General features: G+C 36.7%; 23 protein-coding genes and 1 tRNA gene. 14 read left to right on the top strand and 10 right to left on the bottom strand.

Translation table 11 applies throughout. The annotated features are described in order from the left end of the window. Positions 1–12: 12 nt before the first annotated feature. The 3 genes from HMPREF0669_RS09585 to HMPREF0669_RS09575 all read left to right on the top strand — a co-directional run bounded on the left by HMPREF0669_RS09585 (position 13) and on the right by HMPREF0669_RS09575 (position 3,274). Positions 13–1,674 carry a S41 family peptidase gene (locus HMPREF0669_RS09585; protein ID WP_009228336.1) on the top strand — a complete coding sequence of 554 codons (1,662 nt, stop codon included), beginning with the start codon at positions 13–15 and terminating at the stop codon, positions 1,672–1,674. A 15-nt stretch (positions 1,675–1,689) separates the two neighbouring features. After that, positions 1,690–2,232 (top strand): 5-formyltetrahydrofolate cyclo-ligase, encoded by a 543-nt coding sequence (locus tag HMPREF0669_RS09580; RefSeq protein WP_009228335.1) that lies wholly within the window; start codon positions 1,690–1,692, stop codon positions 2,230–2,232. Positions 2,233–2,632: 400 nt separating this feature from the next. Continuing rightward, on the top strand, positions 2,633–3,274 hold the full coding sequence (locus tag HMPREF0669_RS09575) for a porin family protein (protein ID WP_009228334.1): 642 nt from the start codon (positions 2,633–2,635) through the stop codon (positions 3,272–3,274). An 89-nt stretch (positions 3,275–3,363) separates the two neighbouring features. Here HMPREF0669_RS09575 and HMPREF0669_RS09570 read toward each other — a convergent pair whose 3' ends face one another. Beyond that, positions 3,364–3,657, bottom strand: coding sequence for a DUF721 domain-containing protein (locus tag HMPREF0669_RS09570; RefSeq protein WP_009228333.1), 294 nt, complete (start codon positions 3,655–3,657; stop codon positions 3,364–3,366). A gap of 1 nt (position 3,658) precedes the next feature. Continuing rightward, positions 3,659–4,768, bottom strand: coding sequence for a DNA replication/repair protein RecF (locus HMPREF0669_RS09565; protein ID WP_009228332.1), 1,110 nt, complete (start codon positions 4,766–4,768; stop codon positions 3,659–3,661). Between the two features lie 265 nt (positions 4,769–5,033). Here HMPREF0669_RS09565 and HMPREF0669_RS09560 point away from each other — a divergent pair, with 265 nt between their 5' ends. The 3 genes from HMPREF0669_RS09560 to HMPREF0669_RS09550 all read left to right on the top strand — a co-directional run bounded on the left by HMPREF0669_RS09560 (position 5,034) and on the right by HMPREF0669_RS09550 (position 6,808). Then, positions 5,034–5,735: a tetratricopeptide repeat protein gene (locus HMPREF0669_RS09560; RefSeq protein WP_009228330.1), complete on the top strand. Its 702-nt coding sequence runs from the start codon at positions 5,034–5,036 to the stop codon at positions 5,733–5,735. 5 nt (positions 5,736–5,740) lie between these two features. Beyond that, on the top strand, positions 5,741–6,217 hold the full coding sequence (ribH, locus tag HMPREF0669_RS09555) for a 6,7-dimethyl-8-ribityllumazine synthase (protein ID WP_009228329.1): 477 nt from the start codon (positions 5,741–5,743) through the stop codon (positions 6,215–6,217). Positions 6,218–6,424: 207 nt separating this feature from the next. Then, positions 6,425–6,808: a hypothetical protein gene (locus tag HMPREF0669_RS09550; protein ID WP_009228328.1), complete on the top strand. Its 384-nt coding sequence runs from the start codon at positions 6,425–6,427 to the stop codon at positions 6,806–6,808. Positions 6,809–6,910: 102 nt separating this feature from the next. Here HMPREF0669_RS09550 and HMPREF0669_RS09545 read toward each other — a convergent pair whose 3' ends face one another. Beyond that, on the bottom strand, positions 6,911–7,360 hold the full coding sequence (locus tag HMPREF0669_RS09545; protein WP_020967426.1) for a nucleoside deaminase: 450 nt from the start codon (positions 7,358–7,360) through the stop codon (positions 6,911–6,913). 99 nt (positions 7,361–7,459) lie between these two features. Here HMPREF0669_RS09545 and HMPREF0669_RS09540 point away from each other — a divergent pair, with 99 nt between their 5' ends. From HMPREF0669_RS09540 to pyrH, 3 genes are read left to right on the top strand one after another with little or no spacing between them, the layout of a single operon-like run. Continuing rightward, complete coding sequence (locus HMPREF0669_RS09540) at positions 7,460–7,834, top strand: YraN family protein (RefSeq protein ID WP_009228326.1); 375 nt, start codon at positions 7,460–7,462, stop codon at positions 7,832–7,834. An 8-nt stretch (positions 7,835–7,842) separates the two neighbouring features. Continuing rightward, positions 7,843–8,580, top strand: coding sequence for a biotin--[acetyl-CoA-carboxylase] ligase (locus tag HMPREF0669_RS09535; protein WP_009228325.1), 738 nt, complete (start codon positions 7,843–7,845; stop codon positions 8,578–8,580). 45 nt (positions 8,581–8,625) lie between these two features. Beyond that, positions 8,626–9,336, top strand: a complete 711-nt coding sequence (gene pyrH, locus HMPREF0669_RS09530) for a UMP kinase (protein WP_009228324.1) — start codon at positions 8,626–8,628, stop codon at positions 9,334–9,336. A 504-nt stretch (positions 9,337–9,840) separates the two neighbouring features. On the opposite strand, the gene HMPREF0669_RS09525 is transcribed toward pyrH, so the two are convergent. The 3 genes from HMPREF0669_RS09525 to HMPREF0669_RS09515 are packed head-to-tail and all read right to left on the bottom strand — an operon-like array spanning position 9,841 to position 11,610. Then, positions 9,841–10,110, bottom strand: a complete 270-nt coding sequence (locus HMPREF0669_RS09525) for a DUF4834 family protein (protein ID WP_009228323.1) — start codon at positions 10,108–10,110, stop codon at positions 9,841–9,843. A 30-nt stretch (positions 10,111–10,140) separates the two neighbouring features. Further along, entirely contained in the window at positions 10,141–10,881 is a 741-nt protein-coding gene (gene pssA, locus HMPREF0669_RS09520; protein ID WP_020967425.1) for a CDP-diacylglycerol--serine O-phosphatidyltransferase, read from the bottom strand. A gap of 33 nt (positions 10,882–10,914) precedes the next feature. After that, entirely contained in the window at positions 10,915–11,610 is a 696-nt protein-coding gene (locus tag HMPREF0669_RS09515; protein WP_009228321.1) for a phosphatidylserine decarboxylase family protein, read from the bottom strand. Between the two features lie 127 nt (positions 11,611–11,737). Between HMPREF0669_RS09515 and dnaE the strand changes: the two genes are divergently transcribed. After that, positions 11,738–15,448 (top strand): DNA polymerase III subunit alpha, encoded by a 3,711-nt coding sequence (dnaE, locus tag HMPREF0669_RS09510; protein ID WP_009228320.1) that lies wholly within the window; start codon positions 11,738–11,740, stop codon positions 15,446–15,448. A gap of 55 nt (positions 15,449–15,503) precedes the next feature. Then, positions 15,504–15,818: a thioredoxin gene (trxA, locus tag HMPREF0669_RS09505; protein WP_009228319.1), complete on the top strand. Its 315-nt coding sequence runs from the start codon at positions 15,504–15,506 to the stop codon at positions 15,816–15,818. Between the two features lie 305 nt (positions 15,819–16,123). Here trxA and HMPREF0669_RS09500 read toward each other — a convergent pair whose 3' ends face one another. Then, positions 16,124–16,870, bottom strand: coding sequence for a porin family protein (locus HMPREF0669_RS09500; protein ID WP_009228318.1), 747 nt, complete (start codon positions 16,868–16,870; stop codon positions 16,124–16,126). 276 nt (positions 16,871–17,146) lie between these two features. Between HMPREF0669_RS09500 and HMPREF0669_RS09495 the strand changes: the two genes are divergently transcribed. Continuing rightward, entirely contained in the window at positions 17,147–17,314 is a 168-nt protein-coding gene (locus tag HMPREF0669_RS09495) for a DUF362 domain-containing protein (RefSeq protein ID WP_009228317.1), read from the top strand. A gap of 372 nt (positions 17,315–17,686) precedes the next feature. Here the strand turns inward: HMPREF0669_RS09495 and HMPREF0669_RS09490 are convergent. The 3 genes from HMPREF0669_RS09490 to HMPREF0669_RS09480 all read right to left on the bottom strand — a co-directional run bounded on the left by HMPREF0669_RS09490 (position 17,687) and on the right by HMPREF0669_RS09480 (position 19,611). Then, positions 17,687–17,759: transfer RNA gene (locus HMPREF0669_RS09490), tRNA-Lys, on the bottom strand. A 63-nt stretch (positions 17,760–17,822) separates the two neighbouring features. Continuing rightward, positions 17,823–18,923: an AI-2E family transporter gene (locus HMPREF0669_RS09485; RefSeq protein WP_009228316.1), complete on the bottom strand. Its 1,101-nt coding sequence runs from the start codon at positions 18,921–18,923 to the stop codon at positions 17,823–17,825. Between the two features lie 103 nt (positions 18,924–19,026). Then, a complete protein-coding gene (locus HMPREF0669_RS09480; RefSeq protein WP_020967423.1) occupies positions 19,027–19,611 on the bottom strand; it encodes a thymidine kinase in 585 nt (194 codons plus the stop codon). A 93-nt stretch (positions 19,612–19,704) separates the two neighbouring features. Here HMPREF0669_RS09480 and rsmI point away from each other — a divergent pair, with 93 nt between their 5' ends. Both rsmI and HMPREF0669_RS09470 read left to right on the top strand, forming a co-directional pair. After that, the gene (gene rsmI / locus HMPREF0669_RS09475; protein WP_009228314.1) at positions 19,705–20,382 is read left to right on the top strand and encodes a 16S rRNA (cytidine(1402)-2'-O)-methyltransferase; all 678 of its coding nucleotides are present in this window, start codon (positions 19,705–19,707) and stop codon (positions 20,380–20,382) included. A 24-nt stretch (positions 20,383–20,406) separates the two neighbouring features. After that, a complete protein-coding gene (locus HMPREF0669_RS09470; protein ID WP_009228313.1) occupies positions 20,407–21,261 on the top strand; it encodes a hypothetical protein in 855 nt (284 codons plus the stop codon). Positions 21,262–21,396 lie beyond the last annotated feature (135 nt).

The following is a 21,396-nucleotide window of genomic DNA, read 5'->3' as shown; positions in this document are numbered from 1 at the left end:
GAGAATATAAAGATGAAATTAAACCGAAATCATTCTAATCGCTACATGCCTTTATTACTTGCATTATGCGTTATCATTGGTATTATCATCGGAACATTCTATGCAAACCACTTTTCTGGTAATAGATTAAACATCATTAATTCTGGAAGTAGCCGATTAAACAATCTCCTTCACATAATTGATGACCAATATGTAGACGATGTCAACATTGATTCTTTGGTGGATAAGGCTATTCCTCAAATCTTAGGTGAACTTGATCCACACTCTGTTTACATTCCTGCAAAAGACGCCCAGGCTACAACCGACGAGCTAAAGGGGTCTTTTTCGGGCATAGGAGTTGAGTTTGTTATCCGTCAAGATACCATTAACGTTCAGAATGTCATAGAGAATGGACCATCAGAACGTGCAGGTCTTCTTGCAGGAGACAAGATTGTGGCGGTTGATGGTAAGCCTTTTGTAGGTAAAAAGGTAACCAACGACGAAGCTATGAGAGTGCTTAAAGGTCCCAAAGACACCAAGATTAAAATCTCTGTTAAACGATATGGGCACAAAACCCCTATCACTTACACTGTAACACGTGGCGAAATTCCTCGCAAAAGTGTGTCAGCTGCTTATATGCTCAACAACTCTGTGGGCTATATACGCATCAAAAGTTTTGGAGAAACAACCTATCCCGAATTATTAATCGCCCTTGCTAAGTTGTCACAAGAAGGGTTTAAGGAACTAATTATCGACCTTCGAGACAATACTGGTGGTTATTTGGAAAGCGCAATACAAATAGCTAACGAGTTTTTACCTAAGAATAAGCTCATAGTTTACACGCAAGGACGCAAAAGCCCACGTCAAGAGTATCGCAGTGACGGGCATGGTAGCTACCAAAAGATGCCTCTTGTAATACTCATTAACGAGGGTTCGGCATCCGCTTCTGAGATATTATCAGGTGCAATACAAGATAATGATCGTGGAACAATCATCGGTCGCCGTTCATTTGGAAAGGGATTGGTTCAACAACAAATAGGTTTTCAAGACGGAAGTCTTATGCGTTTAACCATTGCACGCTATTATACTCCCTCAGGAAGATCTATTCAAAAGCCTTATACTTCTGGAAATGAAGCAGCCTATGCACAAGATTTAATATCAAGATACCAACACGGAGAGTTCTTTTCACAAGATAGTATCAAGCACACTGGTCCTGCTTATCACACAAGTATTGGTAGAAAGGTTTACGGAGGCGGTGGTATTACTCCCGACTTGTTTGTTCCTGAAGACACAACCAACTACACTTCATACTACAAACAAGCAACAATGAGCGGTTTAATTTTGCAATATGCATTCAATTATACCGACAACAACCGCCAGAAACTAAAGGATTTGAAAACCGTTGATGCGCTTAATCGCTTCCTTGTTAAACAGAATTTAGTTGATAAGTTTGCAACATTTGCCGACTCTCACGGCTTAAAACGTCGTAATTTGATGATTCAAAAATCGTATAAGTTAATCGAACAATTCATCATTAGCAGAATTGTTTACAACTTATTGAATGAAGAAGCATGGACAGATTACATCAACAGAGGCGATGCAACCATCACCAAAGCTCTGCAAGTGTTTAAAGAGGGTAAATCATTTCCACAGAAACCCGTGCAAAAACCCTCTGCCGTTCAACATAAAAAATAATACAGAGGACACTTAATGAATCAAGAAAAGATTTCTATTCGAAATACAATTAAAGAACAAATGCGACATCTCACCACCGAAAAAGTGGGCGAGATGTCGCTTGCTTTCGTTCCTACTCTATTGCAACATCCCCGCATAAAAGAGGCACAAACCATTCTTTTATATTGCGCCTTGCCCACCGAAGTGCAAACACTTCAATTGATTAAGGAACTAAAAGAAATGGGGAAAAACATTGTATTACCTGTTGTTACGGGAGAAACGACAATGGAGATAAGGATGTTTACAGACGAAAAGGATTTGAGAAAAGGTTCTTTTGGAATATTAGAACCGCAAGGAAAAGTGTTGAACAATCTGCCATTGATTGACATTGCCATTGTTCCTGGATTGGCTTTCAGTGCAGATGGCAAGCGACTTGGACGTGGAAAGGGCTATTACGATCGCCTGCTTAAACACATCCCACAATGCTATAAAATAGGAATATGCTTCTCATTTCAACTCATCAACCACATTCCCACCACCCAATACGATGTAATGATGAACGAAGTGATTGCCCTTTAAGTTCTATATATAATAAGGTATAAATCAGAAACGCATTTTTTTGCAGATTTTCTTATATCGATAGAGGGAGAAGAGAGAAAGGTATTAAAAATCAAGTAGATACCCATTTGATAACGATAGCCTCACCCTTTGCGGCTTTTTTCTTGCTCAGCCTTGCGCAAAAGCAGCGTTTTTACACTTCAAAAGCATTGCTTTTTGCACGCAAACTCAATGCTTTTAGAGTTCAATAGCAATGCAATTACAAAGTCTTTCCATTTGGGTGAACTGGAAGATAAAGAGCAATAAAAATGAGATACAAATAAAAAGTAGTGTAATAGAATAATATTTGTGATATTTTTCTATTTCTTTTTGATACTTATCTTTAATTTTGCACCCACAAATAATCAACGAAACAACAAATATGAAAAGATTTTTCACATCATTAGTTATTACCACTTGTGCTCTAATAGGTTATGCGCAACAACCCATAGGCACACTAAACGTTAAACCTTTTGTGGGTGCGACCCTCACAAGGTTACAGCCAATAACCGATAATAAGATGAAAATGAATGCAGGAGTTGTGGCTGGTGCAGAGCTAGAATATCAATTATTAGAGAAAGCTTCGGTTAGTGCTGGAGTGCAATTTTTAACACAAGGCGCAAAAAAAAACAAGAGTTTCGATGACTTTGGCAACACTATTACAAAATCACTCTATACAGAATACCTCTCTATTCCACTTACATTCAACTATTATGTCATTTCTAATTTAGCAGTTAAAGCAGGTTTTGAGGGCAAAATTCTAACCCATTCACAATTTGCCAACAAAGACATAACGGGTAAAAACACGCATAATTTAACAAAAACTCTTAACCAATTCCTTGTTGCATTGCCCCTTGGTGTTTCGTATGAATACAACCATTTTGTGTTAGAAGCACGCTATTCGCTACCTTTAACCAAGATATCTAATGGTCGTTATATGGCTCTAACATCAACAGGCGAATTTCCTTTGAATGGCAATTATCACACCTTCCAAATTACACTTGGCTACAAATTCAAGATTTAAGTTTCTATCTTGAAACACAATAAAACAAAAGTCGCCTTGCTTGCTCATCTTGCAAACAAAGCGACTTTTATTTTTTATGTATGGAATATCTAATGAATTCGAATATCTGTAATCACAAAATTACCCCCTGCAGCCTCGTTTAACGCCTTTATAAGATCGGTTCTGCGCATCAACAAATCGTGTCTTACAGCAGGATTCACAATCTTTACATGCAGTGTTTGATTGTAAATATACTTCTCTGTGGTGTATTTCGCCACCACATTTCCAACAATTTCATCCCAAGCATCAACCACTCTATGTTGTAAGAGAGGCGTTTCGAGTCCGCTTCTTCTTAGATATTGCCCCAGAATTTCATGTATTTGTTTCGCTTGTTTCTTAAACATTTTATGCCTCTTGCTTAATAGTTATTTGCCCGTTATCTACATGAAACAACTTATAATCAAAGTTTCCCATTTTCAAAATCGAATCAAGATGATCTCTATTGGTGTCGGTTATGAAAATTTGTCCATAGCTATCGTTGGCTACAAGATTAACAATGCGCTCCACTCTGTTAGCATCTAACTTGTCGAAGATATCGTCTAACAATAAAAGAGGCGTGGTTTTAGAGGCGGTTCGCTTTAGAAAATCGAACTGAGCAAGCTTTAATGCCAACACAAAAGTTTTGTTTTGACCTTGACTTCCCTCTTTTTTCATCTGATAACCACCAAGTAACATCTCTAAATCATCACGATGAATGCCATGTAATGAATAGCCAACGGCACGGTCTTTAAAGCGATCTCGTTGAATGACTTCAAGTAAATCACCTCTCTGACAATGCGAAATATAATTCAAACTAACAGTTTCTTTTCCTCCAGATATCTGCTGATAAATCTGCTGAAACACAGGTATAAAATTCTCAACAAACGCCAATCGCTTTTGATAAACAATGGTTCCTTGCTCTGCCATCTCTTCTTCAAAAAGCGAAATCAATGTATTATCGGGCTCATTCTCTTGTTTCAGTAGTGCATTTCGCTGTTGCAATGCTTTAGAATAGCGAAGAAGTGCCTCCATATAAGTAACGTCGAGTTGCGAAATAACAATATCAAGGAAACGTCTTCGGTCTTCACTTGGTCCTTCAATAAGGGCTACATCTGATGGAGAAACAAAAACTAAGGGAATGAAACCGATGTGTTGCGACAATCGTTTGTATTCTTTTTTGTTACGTTTAAAATGCTTTTTCGAGCCTCTTTTCATGCCACAATAAATCAATTCCTCATCATTCGCCTCATTAGTGTATAGTCCTTCGAGCACAAAGAAATCCTTATCGTGCATCATTACTTGCGAATCTACAGTATTAGAAGAGCTTCGACAAAATGAAAGATAATAAACAGCATCGAGCATATTGGTTTTTCCTACACCATTATGACCTATAAAACAATTCATCTTAGGCGATAAATCGAGCGTTATATCTTCAATATTTTTATAATTAAGAAGCGTTATCTTCTTTAAAATCATATATCAATCTTAATTCTTTTACAATCTAATCCAATTTGAAAAAGGGTCTCAAAAAGTATCATTTCATCCCCATAAGACAAAGGATAATTGCCCCTTAACAAGCCGTCTTCAGGCAAAGTTACTTGTTTTACAGTACATAAAAGAAAAAAGTAGATAATAAATTTCACTATATGAGATAAAATAATTATTTTTGCATCACATTCGATCTATTCTCAAAAGCATATTTCGAGAACCAAGAAGACTAATAAAATAACAACAAATAATAATGGTAAACAAAAAAGAAAACGCTGCTAGCAATATGGCAGAAACGCTTACTTCATCAGAAGTATTTATGCTAAAATATAAAAAGCATATTGTAATTGCCGTTGTAGCACTTATCGTTCTTGTTGCAGGTTTCTTCCTTTACAAGAACTATGTATCAGCTCCTCGTGAAGAAAAGGCAAGCACAGAACTTGCAAAAGGTCAAGAACTATTTGGAATGCAACAATTCGAACAAGCGTTAAATGGCGATGGTGCCACCTTTAGTGGCTTCGTTAAGATTGCAAATGATTATAGTTCAACAGACGCAGGCAATCTTGCTAAGCTTTATGCAGGTCTTTGTTACGCTAATTTAAATAAATGGAACGAAGCTGTTAAGTATCTTGATAGCTACTCACCAGGCAACGATGCAATGGTAAGTCCAGCAGCAATCGCAGCTTTAGGTAACGCTTATGCACACGTAGGAAAGATAGATGAAGCTATTAACGCATTGAAGAAAGCAGCAGACAAGGCAGATAGCAAGTCTGAAGATGGCACAAACAACAGTCTTTCTCCAACTTTCTTACTTCAAGCAGGACAGCTACTTGAAAGCCAAAACAAAAAGGCTGACGCTTTAAAAGTTTATCAAGACATCAAGAAAAAATATGTAAACTCGGCTATTGTTCAAAGCCAAGAGATTGATAAATATATCGAACGAGCTTCTTTATAATAAGGATGGCAACAGCATTAAGAAACTTATCAAGCTATGATGCGGCTACAGTTCCAGACGCTAGTAATATGTGTTTCGGTATAGTTGTATCAGAATGGAATCCTGAAATCACAGGAGCTTTATTAGAAGGTGCGGTAAATACGCTTGAGAAACATGGTGCAATTCCTGAGAATATCCATGTAAAAACAGTTCCAGGAAGCTTCGAATTGATCTATGGAGCACATCAAATGGTTCTCAATGGAGGATATGATGCACTCATAGTGTTAGGCTCTGTAATCAAAGGAGATACGCCTCACTTCGATTATATCTGCCAAGGTGTAACCACAGGAATAGCTCGTTTGAATACAACTAGCGAGATTCCCATTATCTATGGCTTATTAACTACCGACAATTTGCAGCAAGCTTTAGACAGAGCTGGCGGTAAATTAGGTAACAAAGGTGACGAATGTGCAGTAGATGCGATAAAGATGGCTAAATTTTAAAACCACTATTGCAACACACAAAGGCACCAACTCAAAAGAACAAACAATAGAGTAAAGAATAAAAAGTAGGGCAGTTCTATTATGTTCTGCCCTACTTTGTTTCAAGAAGTCAACTTTTTACAAATCAACCTCAACGCATTGCACTCGCAAATTATATATTGAGCCACATTCTTTATTCATCAACAACACAAAAGAAATAACAAGGATATGAAATTAAAACAATTATTTCAGGCATACGAATTTGAAGAGATTATGCCCGTAATCAACGAAATGTTTCCAGGAACAAGCAAATATCGTGAGCCTTTGAAAGTTGCTTACGACATATTACTTGAGCTAGAACCCATTCCAAGTAAGAAAGGAATTCTATACAAAATTATAGATAATAAAGCGAATGGAGAGACCTATATGGGTGCAGACGATAACAACTTCAGAACAACATGGCAGGTTGCACTAGGCAAGAGTGTATCAAGAGCCAAAGGAGTTACATTGAGTGACGCTGAAGTTGCAGCCAATTGCTTAGTTAATCTTTGCTTTATTGGAAAATATCCACCTGCATTTGAGGCAGCACACAAAAAGCTTTTGAAAGACTAAAAGAAAATATATTGATAAAGGTGATAGAATTTTTACATACATTCTATCACCTTTATTCGTTTCAGTAACTCCCCTATTTCAAATCAAGGGAATAGAGATGGGTTATCGTTTACTTCTGAAAAAGTTTTGAATAATCGTCTTACATTCTTCTTCCATCACCCCTTTCGTCACCTTAGTCTTAGGGTGTAAGGCATTAGGAGCAAAGCGCATAAAACCTCGTTTGTCGTCACTTGCACCATAAACAAGGCGTCCTAGCTGCGACCAACCTATCGCTCCAGCGCACATAACGCATGGTTCCAGCGTTACATATAATGTGCATTCGTTTAAATACTTACCTCCTAACGAGTTTGTTCCAGATGTAATGGCCTGCATTTCGGCATGAGCAGTGACATCACAAAGCATCTCAGTAAGGTTATGCGAGCGTGCAATAATCTTATCTTTAGCCACAACCACAGCTCCAACAGGTATCTCTCCTGCCTCTAAAGCAAGCTGAGCTTGTTCCAAAGCCTTAGTCATAAACCACTCATCACCTTTCACTTGCTGTTCAATCATTCGTGTTTCTTGTGTTATTATATTGCAAAAGTAGTGCTTTATTTTGGTTATCTAGAATATTATTGTAAATTTGTAATGATATAGTAATTACATTTATTCATGGCAAAACATAACGAGCTAGGACACTGGGGCGAAGCTTTGGCGGCGAAATTCTTAGAGAATAAAGGCTACAGTATTTGTGAAAGAGATTGGCATTATGGTAAACGTGACATCGATATCATTGCCTTTAATCCACAACACAACATCCTTGTTTTCGTAGAAGTCAAAACAAGAACCGACGAAACGATCACTCACCCAACTCAAGCCGTAGACAAAAGAAAGATAAAAAACATTGCAATTGCAGCCAATACTTATGTTAAAGAGCGCAATATTAGCTATGAATTACGATTCGATATCATATCCGTTATAGGGCATAACGAACACAATGCCAAGATAGAACATATTGAAGATGCGTTTAACCCCATGTTAATATAAATTCTATTATGAAGATTCACATTGATTACATTGACAAAACAGAATCAACAAACAGTTATTTTTCTCAACAGTCTGCTCCTCCAAGCAATTTAATGAAAGTGATAGTTGCTCGTGCTCAAAGCGCAGGAAGAGGTCAAGGAAGCAACTCTTGGGAGAGTGAAGAGGGTAAAAACCTCACCTTTTCGCTTGATATCACCCGCCCACAGGTGCCTCTTCATCTCAATTTTTATTTGTCAATTATTGTCGCTTTGGCTATTCATGATGCTTTAAGTCGTTACTCTAAAGATATAACTCTTAAGTGGCCCAATGATGTTTACTATAAAGATAAAAAGATTAGCGGTACACTTATCGAAACAAGTGTCAACTCTCAAATCATCACTCGTTGTATTTTTGGCATTGGAATCAATGTTAACCAAAAAGAATTTGTTAGTGATGCACCCAACCCCATTTCGCTTATCAACATCATTAACAACGAAACCAAGCTTTCAATAGTATTGGCAAAGACCTTAAAAGCTTTCCGAAAATATTACGATCAGTTGCGCCTTGGATATTATAACTCAGTAAAATTGCAATATATGAACGTGCTATATCGTTCTAAAGGCATCTTCCCTTACCGAGATAAAGATGGATTATTCGAAGCAGAAATTGTGGGAATAAAAGATAACGGACATCTTTGTTTGAAAGATACAGAAGGAAGAGTGAGAGAATATGAACAAAAAGAAGTGCAATTTGTGCTCCCTCAATAAAACAAAGCAAAACCAATCAAAAGACAAAATAAATATAATTAGAATATGGCAAGATACAAAAGAATTCTTTTAAAGCTTAGTGGTGAGAGTCTAATGGGCAACCAAGGCTATGGAATTGATTCACAACGACTACAAGATTACGCTCAACAAATTAAAGAAATACACGAGATGGGCGTGCAAATTGGTATCGTTATCGGAGGTGGAAACATCTTTAGAGGATTAAGTGGAGCATCTAAAGGCTTCGATAGAGTAAAGGGAGATCAAATGGGTATGTGTGCAACTGTAATCAATTCGCTTGCTTTAAGTAGTGCACTTGGCGCATTGGGCGTTAAGAACAGAGTATTGACCGCCATCAGAATGGAGCCTATTGGCGAGTTCTACACAAAGTGGAAAGCCATTGAAAGCATGGAAGATGGATATGTTTGTATCTTCTCTGCAGGCACAGGTAGCCCTTATTTCACTACCGACACTGGTTCTTCTTTGCGTGGAATTGAGATTGAAGCAGACGTAATGTTAAAGGGCACAAGAGTGGATGGCATTTATACTGCCGATCCAGAGAAAGACCCTACAGCTACAAAGTTTAGCGAAATAACATACGATGAGATATATACTAAGGGGTTAAAGGTGATGGACCTCACTGCAACAACGATGTGTAAGGAAAACAACCTACCTATTTATGTTTTCAATATGGACGTTGTTGGTAACCTTAAGAAGGTGATCGAGGGAGAAGATATTGGTACTTATGTGCACAACTAAATAGGCTCTTCAACCATTATTTCATTTCAATCCGTTAGGTTGCGCAATGCTTTACAAGTTCAGTTTGCTCAACTTAACGGATTTTCTTTTACCTTAAAACCAGCTCCTTTCTTTACTCTATCCAACTATTAGCCTCCTCTTTCTCACTCCCAAAGATGTTATTCTCCCCTATTCTTTTATCCTCTTCATCTACATCTATAGACATTTTATTTGTGTTCATACCATTCTTCAATGCAAACGAAGGATATATAACAATAGAAGATGAAAGTTCTTGCAGTACAAAGGAGATGGAATGTAAAAATAAAATGATTGCTATTGCGGTGTAAAAGTTATGGAATTAGAACGCAAAAGCATTGAGAAAAGAGGGTAAAAGCATTGACTTTTCAAGTCCTCCCCATTGGAGTTAAGAAAGAAAAATATATTATTATGCACCAAAAGAAGAGCTTATAGCTAATAAACCATAAGTATTAAAATGAAAAATAAAATGGGGTAAAATATTATTGATTATTTCTCTTCCTCATAATCCACATATTCGCCCTCTTCTTTTCTAAAGATTTTGCGATCGGTTTCTTGTGTATTGCGATAGTCTACAACTGTTTCTCCACTATCAGAACGATAGGTTCTTTGTCTTTCTTGCTGTTGTGTAGAGTGTCGTTGCTTATTAAACATATTGGTAACGTTCTTCACTCGGCGATAAAGAATGAAGAGAATCATTCCAATAAAGATAAGTCCTGATAAAAATAAGTAGAAAATAAAACTCAAAAAAGTTGCCATATCCTAAAAACAAAGATGAAAAATTATCGCTTATTTCTTCTCTATCAATGCTACAAATGCAGAAAGAGCAACATAACAAGCAATAACTATCCAAAAGCCATTGATGATACCTGTTAGGGCGAACACAATGATAGAGAATGCTACGAAGCCATATTTAAGTTTGTTTTCTGCAAACGCATAGGTCTTAAACTTTAGTGCAAACATGGGCAGTTCGCATACTAATAGATAAGAAGTGATGAAAAGAAGGGCTATTATAAGCTGACGAGCGAACGAGAATGTCTCGATGGTTGTGCTATGAGCAACTAGCAACGACGACCAAAAGAGGGCGTTTGCTGGTGTTGGAAGACCAATGAATGAGGTAGTTTGACGCTCGTCTAAGTTGAATTTTGCAAGTCGAAGGGCTGAAAAAGCAGCTAAAATAAATGCCACAAAAGGCAATATAGGTTGCATCATTGAGCAGTAAGAGCCACACGATGCGGTTGCAAAACAAGAGGAAGTTAGTGCTGTTAATTCGGTAAATATCATTGTTGCAGGAGCTACTCCAAATGTAACTACATCTGCTAATGAATCTAACTCTTTTCCAATTGGAGATGATACGTGAAGTAAACGTGCAACCATTCCATCAAAAAAATCGAATATTGCACCTATGATAATAAATAAAAAAGCTTCCTTGAAATGTGCTCCAAATGCAAAATACACGGCAATACATCCAGAAATAAGATTGCAACATGTTAGCATGTTGGGTATGTTCTTCTTCAAACTATTGATCATCTTCTATTTAACAATGCCCCTTTCTTGGCTTTTCTATGATTTAAGCTTTGCTATTATTGTTTGATTTCCAGTTGTTTTTTGACCCATCTTGACACAAATCTCACTACCAATTGGTAGGTAAAGGTCTACTCGTGAGCCTAATTTAATAAAGCCTAAGTGCTCATCTATATAGCAATCTTCGCCTTCTCGTGCATAAGTTACAATACGACGAGCCATTGCTCCTGCTATTTGTCGGCATAAAATGTCTTGTCCTTCAGGTGTTGTTATCAACACATCTGCATGTTCATTTTCCTCACTTGCTTTGGGAAGCCATGCTTTATGGAAGTTACCATCGAAGTGACGAATAAGCTTTACCTTGCCATCTACAGGGAACCAATTCGCATGAACATTGAAAAGATTCATAAAGATACTTACCATGAGTCTCTTTTCATGGAAGTATTGATTTTCTTCTACTTCTTCTATCACAACAATCTTGCCGTCTGCAGGAGCTACAACGATACCTTCTGTGTCCTCTTCTCCAAAATAACGAATAGGACAACGATAAAAATTAAGTACAATGAGATAGGCAATTGTTCCAATAGTAGTGAATATCCCAAAAGGAATCTTAGTATCAATGAAACGCCAAAGTAAAATAGAAATAGTAGCAAGTGCAATAAAACTATAGATGAGAGTATCAGTTCCCTCATGATGTATCTTTATTTTCTTTAGCTTTTTTATCTTTTTAATCATAGTAACAAGATCTCTTATTATTTATGCAAAGATAGGTGTTTTTATTCATTCTACAAACTTTTTTAATACCATTCTTTTGCCATTCCAATGTAAAGAAGTAATTTTACATCCCATTTGAAAGATATTTATGGAAGATTTCGTTCACTTACACGTACATACTTACTATTCTATTCTGGACGGACAGTCGAATATTCAGAAGTTAGTTGATAAAGCAATTAACAACGGAATGCGTGGTTTGGCAATAACAGACCACGGAAACATGTTCGGAATAAAAGAATTTTACAACTATTGTAACAAGGTAAACGGCAAGAGAAAAGAAGAGGGTCTGCCTCCTTTTAAGCCTATTCTTGGTTGTGAGATGTATGTTGCAAGAAATAAAAAGGAAAGCAAGATCAAGGAAAATGGAGACATGGGAGGTAAACACCTCATTGTTCTTGCAAAGAATTTCCAAGGGTATAAAAACCTCATTAAGTTGGTTTCACGCTCTTGGGTTGATGGTTTTTACATGCGTCCACGTACCGATCACGAAGATTTGGAACGCTATCATGAAGGATTGATTGTGTGTTCGGCATGTATTGCGGGCGAAGTTCCATCTAAAGTATTAAAAGGTGACTACGAAGGAGCCCGTGAAGCCGCACGCTGGTTCAAACGAGTTTTCGGCGATGATTATTATCTTGAGCTTCAAAGACACGAAGTAAAAGATCCAAGTCAGCGTGCTAACAGACAAACATATCCACTTCAACAAAAAGCAAACAAAGCTCTTTTGGAGATCGCAAAGGAGCTAGATATCAAGGTTGTATGCACCAATGACGTGCATTTTATAGAAAAAGATGATGCGGAAGCACACGATCATCTTATCTGTTTGTCTACCAATAAGGATTTGAACGACCCCAATCGTCTTCTATATACAAAACAAGAGTGGTTTAAATCGAAAGAAGAAATGAACGAAGTTTTTGGTGATTTGCCTGAAGCAATGCAAAACACTTGCGAGATTTTGGACAAAATTGAACTCTATTCGATCGACCATGCGCCCATTATGCCCTTCTATCCCATTCCAGAAGACTTCGGAACGGAAGAGGATTTGCGCAGTTCTATTTCTGAAGAAGACCTCTTTAAAGAGTTTACTTCTGACGAAAACGGCCAGAACCCACTACCCCTTGAGGAGGGAAAGAAGAAGATTGAGAAACTTGGAGGTATTGAAAAACTATACAGAGTTAAGTTTGAAGCCGACTATTTAGGAAAACTTGCCTATGATGGTGCAAAGAAATTATATGGCGAGCCTTTAACTGATGAGGTGGACGAGCGTATTAAGTTCGAGCTACATATCATGAAAACAATGGGTTTCCCTGGTTACTTCTTGATCGTACAAGATTTTATTAACACCGCAAGAAACGAACTTGGGGTGATGGTTGGACCAGGAAGAGGATCGGCAGCAGGCTCTGTTGTGGCATATTGTTTAGGTATTACAAAGATAGACCCCATCAAATACGATTTGCTTTTTGAGCGTTTCTTGAACCCCGATCGTATCTCTTTGCCTGATATTGATACCGACTTCGATGATGACGGCCGTGGTCTTGTGCTCGAATGGGTTGAAAATAAATACGGACACGAGAACTGTGCGCACATTATTACATACGGAACGATGGCTACTAAGAACTCTTTAAAAGACGTTGCACGTGTTGAAAGGGTTCCATTAGACCAAGCTAACTACCTATGTAAGAGCATTCCCGACAAGCTTCCCAATGACCTTAAGATGAATTTAACGAATGCTGTGGCTTCAATTCCAGAGCTTAAGCAAGCGGAAGAATCACCAGATGAGAAGGTTCGAAATACAATTAAATATGCAAAGAAGCTCGAAGGAACCGTAAGAGGAACGGGTGTGCACGCCTGTGGCTTTATTATTTGTAGAGACCCAATTAGCGATTGGGTACCCATATCTATAGCAGAAGACAAAACAGACCCTGGACATAAGTTGCGATGTACGCAATATGACGGTCATGTTATTGAAGATACAGGACTTATTAAGATGGACTTCTTGGGCTTAAAGACCCTTTCTATCTTAAAAGAAGCGGTGGATAATATTCAATTCACTAAAGGAATTAAGATCGATTTGGATAATATTCCAATCGACGATGCTTTGACTTACGAATTGTATTCAGCAGGAAAAACCATTGGAACATTTCAGTTTGAGTCGCCAGGTATGCAGAAACACTTACGTTCTTTGCAACCAACTGTGTTCGAAGACCTCATCGCAATGAACGCATTATATCGTCCAGGACCTATGGATTACATTCCAGATTTCATTGAAAGAAAGAAAGATCCGAGCAAGATTCAATACGATATTCCTTGTATGGAGAAGTATCTTAAGGATACATACGGCATCACTGTGTACCAAGAACAGGTGATGTTGCTTGCAAGACAGCTTGCAGGTTTCACACGAGGACAAAGTGATACGCTTCGAAAAGCAATGGGTAAGAAACTTATTGCACAGATGGACAAGCTCGAAACCTTGTTTTATGAGGGCGGAGTGAAGAATGGTCACGACCAAAAAGTGTTGAATAAGATTTGGGAAGACTGGAAAAAGTTTGCCTCTTATGCTTTTAATAAGAGCCACGCAACATGCTATTCGTGGGTTTCTTTTCAAACTGCATACCTAAAAGCACACTACCCTGCTGAATATATGGCAGCTGTTCTGAGTCGAAACTTGAACAATATTACCGAAGTTATTAAGTTTATAGACGAGTGTAGGGCTCTTGGTATCAAGGTTTTAGGACCTGATGTAAATGAAAGTAGACAAAAATTTAGTGCCAATAAAGACGGAATTATTCGCTTTGGACTATCTGCTATCAAGGGAATGGGCGACGCTGCTGCTCAATCTATCGTTGAAGAACGCACAAAAAATGGTCCTTATAAAAACATATACGACTTTATAGAACGTGTAAATATCAATGCGGTCAACAAAAAAGCACTTGAGCTTTTGGCTCTAAGTGGTGCACTTGACGGCTTTAAAGAATTGAAACGAGAACAATATCTCACCAAAAACATTAAGGGAGAACCATTTATCGACCTTCTAGTTCGATATGGACAACGCTATCAAAGCGAGCAAAATCAATCGCAAAACTCTCTCTTTGGCGGTGATGATGCAGCTGAAATACCTCATCCAACACCTCCTGAATGGGAAGAATGGAGCCACATTGAGCTTTTAAATAGAGAGCGAGATTGCATTGGTATCTACCTTTCTGCTCATCCACTCGACGAGTTTAGCATGGTAATTAACAACCTATGTAATGCCAATTGCAATGAACTTGCCGACAACTTGGCACTTGCTTCTAAAGAAAATGTAGCCCTTGGAGGTATCGTAACCTTATCTGAAGCAAGAACAACAAAGAAAGGTTTGCCTTGTGGCTTTGTGACTATTGAAGATTTTAACGGCTCTGGTAGACTTGCTTTGTTTGGTGAAGACTGGGCAAAATGGCAAGGAATGTTGCAAGAAGGCTACCCCATTTTGGTGAGAGGAAAGTCTACTCAAAGGTTTAGAAATAGCGATGTTTACGACTTTAAAGTAAGTGATATAAAACTATTACAAACCGTTAGAGACACTGAGATACAGAAGATTACACTAAGTATAGACAGTAATGATATCGACGAGAATCTTGTTACCGACATCGTTACACTTGCCGAGGAGAACAAAGGAAAAGTTGAATTGTGCTTTCAGATTATAGATAAGGAACACAACACAAAGCTAACGATGCGTTCACAGACACAAGGTGTGGACCTAACTCGTTATTTTATGCGTTATATTGAGCAAAGTGAACAAATAGAATATCATATAAATTAAATACTTTGGCATAATGTTTGCCGTAAAACGAATATCAAATTAAAAGAAACAGATTATGGAAGTAAAGATTACAAACGAAAATTTTAAAGAGTATAGAAATGGTGATTTACCATTAGTTGTTGACCTTTGGGCACCCTGGTGTGGTCCTTGTAGAATGCTAGGACCAGTTATTTCTGAGTTAGCAAACGACTATGACGGCAAGATTGTTGTAGGAAAATGCGACGTTGATGAGAATGATGAGGTTGCAATTGAGTTCGGTGTACGTAGTATTCCAACAATATTGTTCTTCAAAAATGGCGAATTGGTTGACAAGTTTGTTGGTGCTGCCTCTAAAGCAACACTTGATGAAAAGTTCCAAGCATTGCTATAAGAAATTATTTATTCAATAAATAAAGATGAAAGTCTGCCGAGTTATACTTGGCAGACTTTCTTTTTATATTTAGACCATCTATCTATAATAACGCAAAAGCAGTTCTTTCGCATAAGAAAAGCATCACTTTCACTTTTCAAGAACACTGATATTGTCCAGTAAAAGCATCATATTTTCCTAAAATAAGATACAACTATTATAATATTTACCATATAGCCATTGATAATTTCATCGAGGTTCCCTTTCAAATTCATAAAATGATAACATCATAATAATTGCAAATTAAAAGAAATATAGCGTAATAATCATTCAAAATAAAAACTTAAAGCTATCATTTTGGTGCGTGCATCCCTAACAGAATGAGTATATGGAATCATGTTTTCTGCCTTTATTTTATTAATATGATTACCATCAATGCTATTAATAAGGCTATACATAAATTTCAATTCTGGACGAAGCTTAAAGAAAGGCAAATAAAAATCGCAACCTATCCCTATTTCTGCAAAAGCATCATAACGCTTTAACTTAATATAATCCGATTCTTTTCCACTTAAATTAATCATAGGATTAAATCCCAAAAGGATATAAGGGCGATGATTATTCACTCTTTTTGCTGCAAAAATTAGCTCAGTAGGAGTTGATATATATGCCGTTTTAAGTTCTTGTCTTTGCTCTATCATTTTCCCTATGATGTCGTGTTCTTGTTCATTTCTTAGTATAAGGTGTCGTGTTCCGAAATACATCGTAGGAGCAACACGCAACTGAAAGTGGGTACTGAGGCGCAACTCGCCCAAGACTCCGACATGAAAACCTGCGTCCCAGCGATCCTGTTCTACCAAGATATTACTATTTTTTGTTGTCCCATCGGGGTAAAGAATGTTTTGAGGACCAACATTTTTTAACTCAATATCTTGCACATGCGTTCCTAAAGTTACACCAAAATGGAACGTTCTTAAATCTGTATAAGGTCGATTTTGTACTACCTGATATTGCGCTGAAACAGTAGAACTAATAATAAGAGCTACCAATAAAACTTTAATTTTCCTTTTCATATATCATTAATAACGAATCTTTATCTCGCTTATTGCAATAGGATATACGATTTTAATCTCTCATTATTAGCATTATAAAGTATATCTTTTATGCAAAAATAGGCTTCAAAAATCTATTTTATGCCTAATAATGAGGATAAGTATAAGATTTTTGCAAAAAACAATCATCATTTCTTGGTATATAAAATAAAATTTGTACCTTTGCATCATACAAAAAGCAAGTATCGTCTGATACATATTAGTAAAACATTATAAATACTTCAATACAAAAACATTATGGCTTACGTTATTAGCAATGACTGTGTTGCTTGCGGAACTTGCATCGATGAGTGCCCAGTAGAAGCAATATCAGAAGGATCTATTTATTCTATCAACCCTGATGCATGTACAGAATGTGGTTCTTGTGCAGCTGTTTGTCCAACAGAAAGCATCAGCCTTCCTTAATTGGGAAATCTTTAAAGTTAGGTAAATATAAAGAGAGAACGTTCCGATAGAAGACGTTCTCTCTTTGCTTTTTCTATTTTTCACATCTTTTATAAGCCAAATTGCTTAGTAATTTCTCCTACTGTTTTATTGATCAGTAAATTCTTTTTATTAAAATAAGATCCTTATCCCTATCAATAATTATTGCTTTTACTCTTAAAAAATTAAAGACATTTGACTCTACACCATAACCCAAATAAAAGAGACACAATGATATTTACATCATCATAAGTAGGTATAACTTACAACTATTTTACATTTAAGATAGGATCAATATATCATTATAAATAAAAAAGGGAATTCTTTTTAAGAATTCCCTTTTACTTTAAGAGGTGATCCGTTTGGGGCTCGAACCCAAGACCCCAACATTAAAAGTGTTGTGCTCTACCAACTGAGCTAACGGATCTCCATATTTACTTTCTATTTGAAAGCGAGTGCAAAGATAATGGTTTATTTCTTAACTTCCAAATTATTTTGTATCTTTTTTCAAATTATTTTCATTTTCAACCTCTTTTGTAACGTATCGTTGCCAATAAACAATAATTAGAGTTGTCAGAGGCAAAGCTACAATAAGCCCAATGAAACCAAGTAAGGTTCCCCAAATAGACAACGAAAGTAAAAGAATTACAGGATTAAGCCCCATAGTCTTACCCATTACCTTTGGAACAACGACCATGTCAGTTATAATTTGAACAACCATAAAGACCAAAAGAGCCAAACCAAATACCCACCAGAAGTTCTGCCCTGTATCTGCAGCCTTTAATAAAGCTAAGAAAGCGGTGGGAATAACTGCAAACGAATGTAGATATGGCACCAAATCTAATATTCCAATCAGTATTCCTAAACCTATAGCCATGGGGAAATCGATAATAGTAAAGCCAATACAAAACATTATTCCCATACAAAGAGCAACCATTCCTTGCCCTCTAATATAGTTATTTAATTCTCGTTCTACGTCTTGTGCCAATGCTTCCCAAAAACTTCTGTACTTCTTTGGAAATATCTTTATCCAGTTTTCTGTTAGATACTCGTAATCGAGAAGAATAAAGAACATATATAATAAGGTGATAAACGATGCAACAATGCTTATTACTATGCTTGCAGTTTGTCCTAGGACAGAAAATACTTGTGGTAGTGTTTTCTGCAAAGTATCTGTAAATTCTTTGCTTCTAAAATAATGTTCAATCATTTGGTGATGTTCTGCTATCCACTCTTGTATGTATCTTGTCACCTCGTTGACTGTACCTTTTTGAGCGGCATAGGAAGAAATAATAGGACCAAGTTTTGTAAACTGGTTGATCATAGGTGGTATAATTAAATACACCACTCCACCAATAACAATTAGAACCAATAACAACGCTATGATAATAGATAATGCTCTTATCTTGACATGCAATTTATTTTGGACAAAAATCACAATTGGATAAAGCAAATAAGCAAAGAGCCAAGCAATGAAAAAGGGCAGAAGAACCCCACTTAGGCTGTTTATTATCCAGCAACTAAGACCTACTGCAGCCACAATTCCTACCCATCTAACCAGTTTATCGAATGTTATCTTTTGCTCAATCATATCTTTAAAGTATTATATTATTTATCTAGGTATTTTCAAAGTAATAGTCCATTATAAGAAAGTTACTGCACACTTCTGTCTGGTTTTCAATCAATAGGTGTTTTTATGGTGTATGTTCTTTTTTGCTTTTTTGAAAGCATTCACGACATAAAGGTTCATATTCTAGTTGTTCTCCAAGTAGGACACGACGCTCATTTTCAACAAGTCGGTGACTAACATATGCCAATGCGCCACATTTCACACAGATAGCATGTACCTTAGTTACATCGTCTGCAATGGCACAAAGTGCTGGCATAGGTCCAAAAGGAATCCCTTTGAAGTCCATATCCAATCCTGCAATAATCACACGAACACCTTTGTTGGCTAATTGGTTGCATACATCTACAAGCGATTCATCGAAAAATTGTGCCTCATCAATACCTACGACCTCGATATCTGATGATAATAAAAGGATAGAACCCGAAGCATCAACGGGCGTACTCTTTATACTTGTCTTATCATGACTCACGACTTCTTCCTCAGAATAACGTGTATCAATAGATGGCTTAAATATTTCAACCTTCTGTTTTGCAAACTTTGCTCGTTTTAATCTACGAATAAGTTCTTCTGTTTTACCTGAGAACATTGATCCGCATATAACCTCTATCCTACCTGGACGATGGTTTTCACTTATAAAAAAATCTACCATATTACTGCAAAAGTACAAAGACGATTAAAAAAATGCAAAAGATATTGTGTCTTTTTTGTATATGATAATAATTTATATATTTTTGTATTTACTATGGGAATCCTATATATCGTACCTACACCAGTGGGAAACATGGAAGATATGACATTCAGAGCGGTGCGTATCTTAAAAGAAGTAGACCTGATTTTAGCAGAAGATACTCGAACGTCAGGTATGCTTTTAAAGCACTTCGATATCAAAAATCATTTATTATCTCATCACAAATATAATGAGCATGGGACGTCGAAAGGAATTATAGAACGTCTTAAAGCAGGTCAAAATATAGCTCTTATAAGCGATGCAGGTACGCCAGGAATAAGTGATCCAGGCTTTTATTTAGCTCGAGAAGCAGCAAGAAATGACATCGAGGTACAATGTTTGCCAGGTGCCACAGCATGTATTCCCGCCATAGTAGCATCGGGCTTGCCTTGCGATAAGTTCTGTTTTGAAGGTTTTTTACCTCAAAAGAAAGGAAGGCAAACATTGATCAATTCGCTTACTAACGAGCATCGAACAATGATTTTCTATGAGTCTCCCCACCGTTTAGTAAAGACTCTTGGACAATTTGTAGACGTCTTTGGCCCCGAAAGAGAAGTCTCTGTATGTAGAGAAATATCTAAACTGCATGAAGAAAGTGTAAGAGGAACTCTTGATGAGGTTAAAAAACATTTTGAAGAGAATACTCCAAGAGGAGAAATAGTTATCATTTTAGCAGGAAATAATAGTAAATAATCCCTAAAGAAAGGAATAAATATGATGAAAAAAATATTGTTTACGGCATTAGCCATAGGTGCATTCGCTCTTTACAGCTGTAATGGAAATAAAAACAATAGTAAAGAGAACGAACTAGAACAAAGCGACTCGCTCTCTAGAATCATTGAACAAAAGGACAATGAAATTAACGATATGATGGGAACCATCAACGAAATTCAAGAAGGATTGCGTGAAATTAACGAGGCTGAGAATAGAGTAAATATCGTGAAAGACGGAGAAGGAGCTAACAAAGCTACACAAATTAAAGAGAATATACAATTTATCTCTACAACAATGACTCGCAATCGTGAACTCATAGAGAAGCTTCGTCAACAACTTCGTGAAAGTTCTTTCAAAGGAGAACAGTTTAAAAAGACCATAAGTTCATTGATGCAACAAATAGAAGATAAAGAGATGCAATTGAAACAGCTACGTGCTGAGCTTAGTGCTAAGGACATTCACATAGCAGAACTCGATGAAACTATCGGAACGCTTAACACTAATGTAAATGAACTTACAGAAGAATCGAACAGAAAAACAGAAACCATCAACACACAAGACAAGCAACTTAACACTGCATGGTATGTGTTTGGAACAAAGAAAGAACTAAAAGAACAACGCATTTTGGCTGATGGAAAACTGATGCAAGCAAACTTTAATAAGAACTATTTCACAAAAATAGACATCAGAGTAGAAAAAGAAATAAAACTATATACCAAGTCGGCAAAAATCTTAACCATTCATCCTGCAGATAGCTATAAACTTTCTCAAGATGCAAGCAGTCAATATATATTGCGCATAACCAATCCTGATTTATTCTGGAGTACAAGCAAGTATCTTGTAGTTCTTGTAAAATAAGGAGTAAATAAATAAATTAAGGTAAATATTTTAAGGTAAGAAACAAATAATGTTTCTTACCTTTTTCTATATATGAATGCAAGAAATAAAAATATATAAAATCCAATTGTAATAGATTTTATAGGAATATGATAA

The organism is Prevotella sp. oral taxon 299 str. F0039, assembly GCF_000163055.2.
Classification (GTDB): domain Bacteria; phylum Bacteroidota; class Bacteroidia; order Bacteroidales; family Bacteroidaceae; genus Prevotella.
The sequence above is the reverse complement of the archived record's forward strand: the minus strand, read 5'-3'. Positions and strand labels throughout refer to the sequence as shown.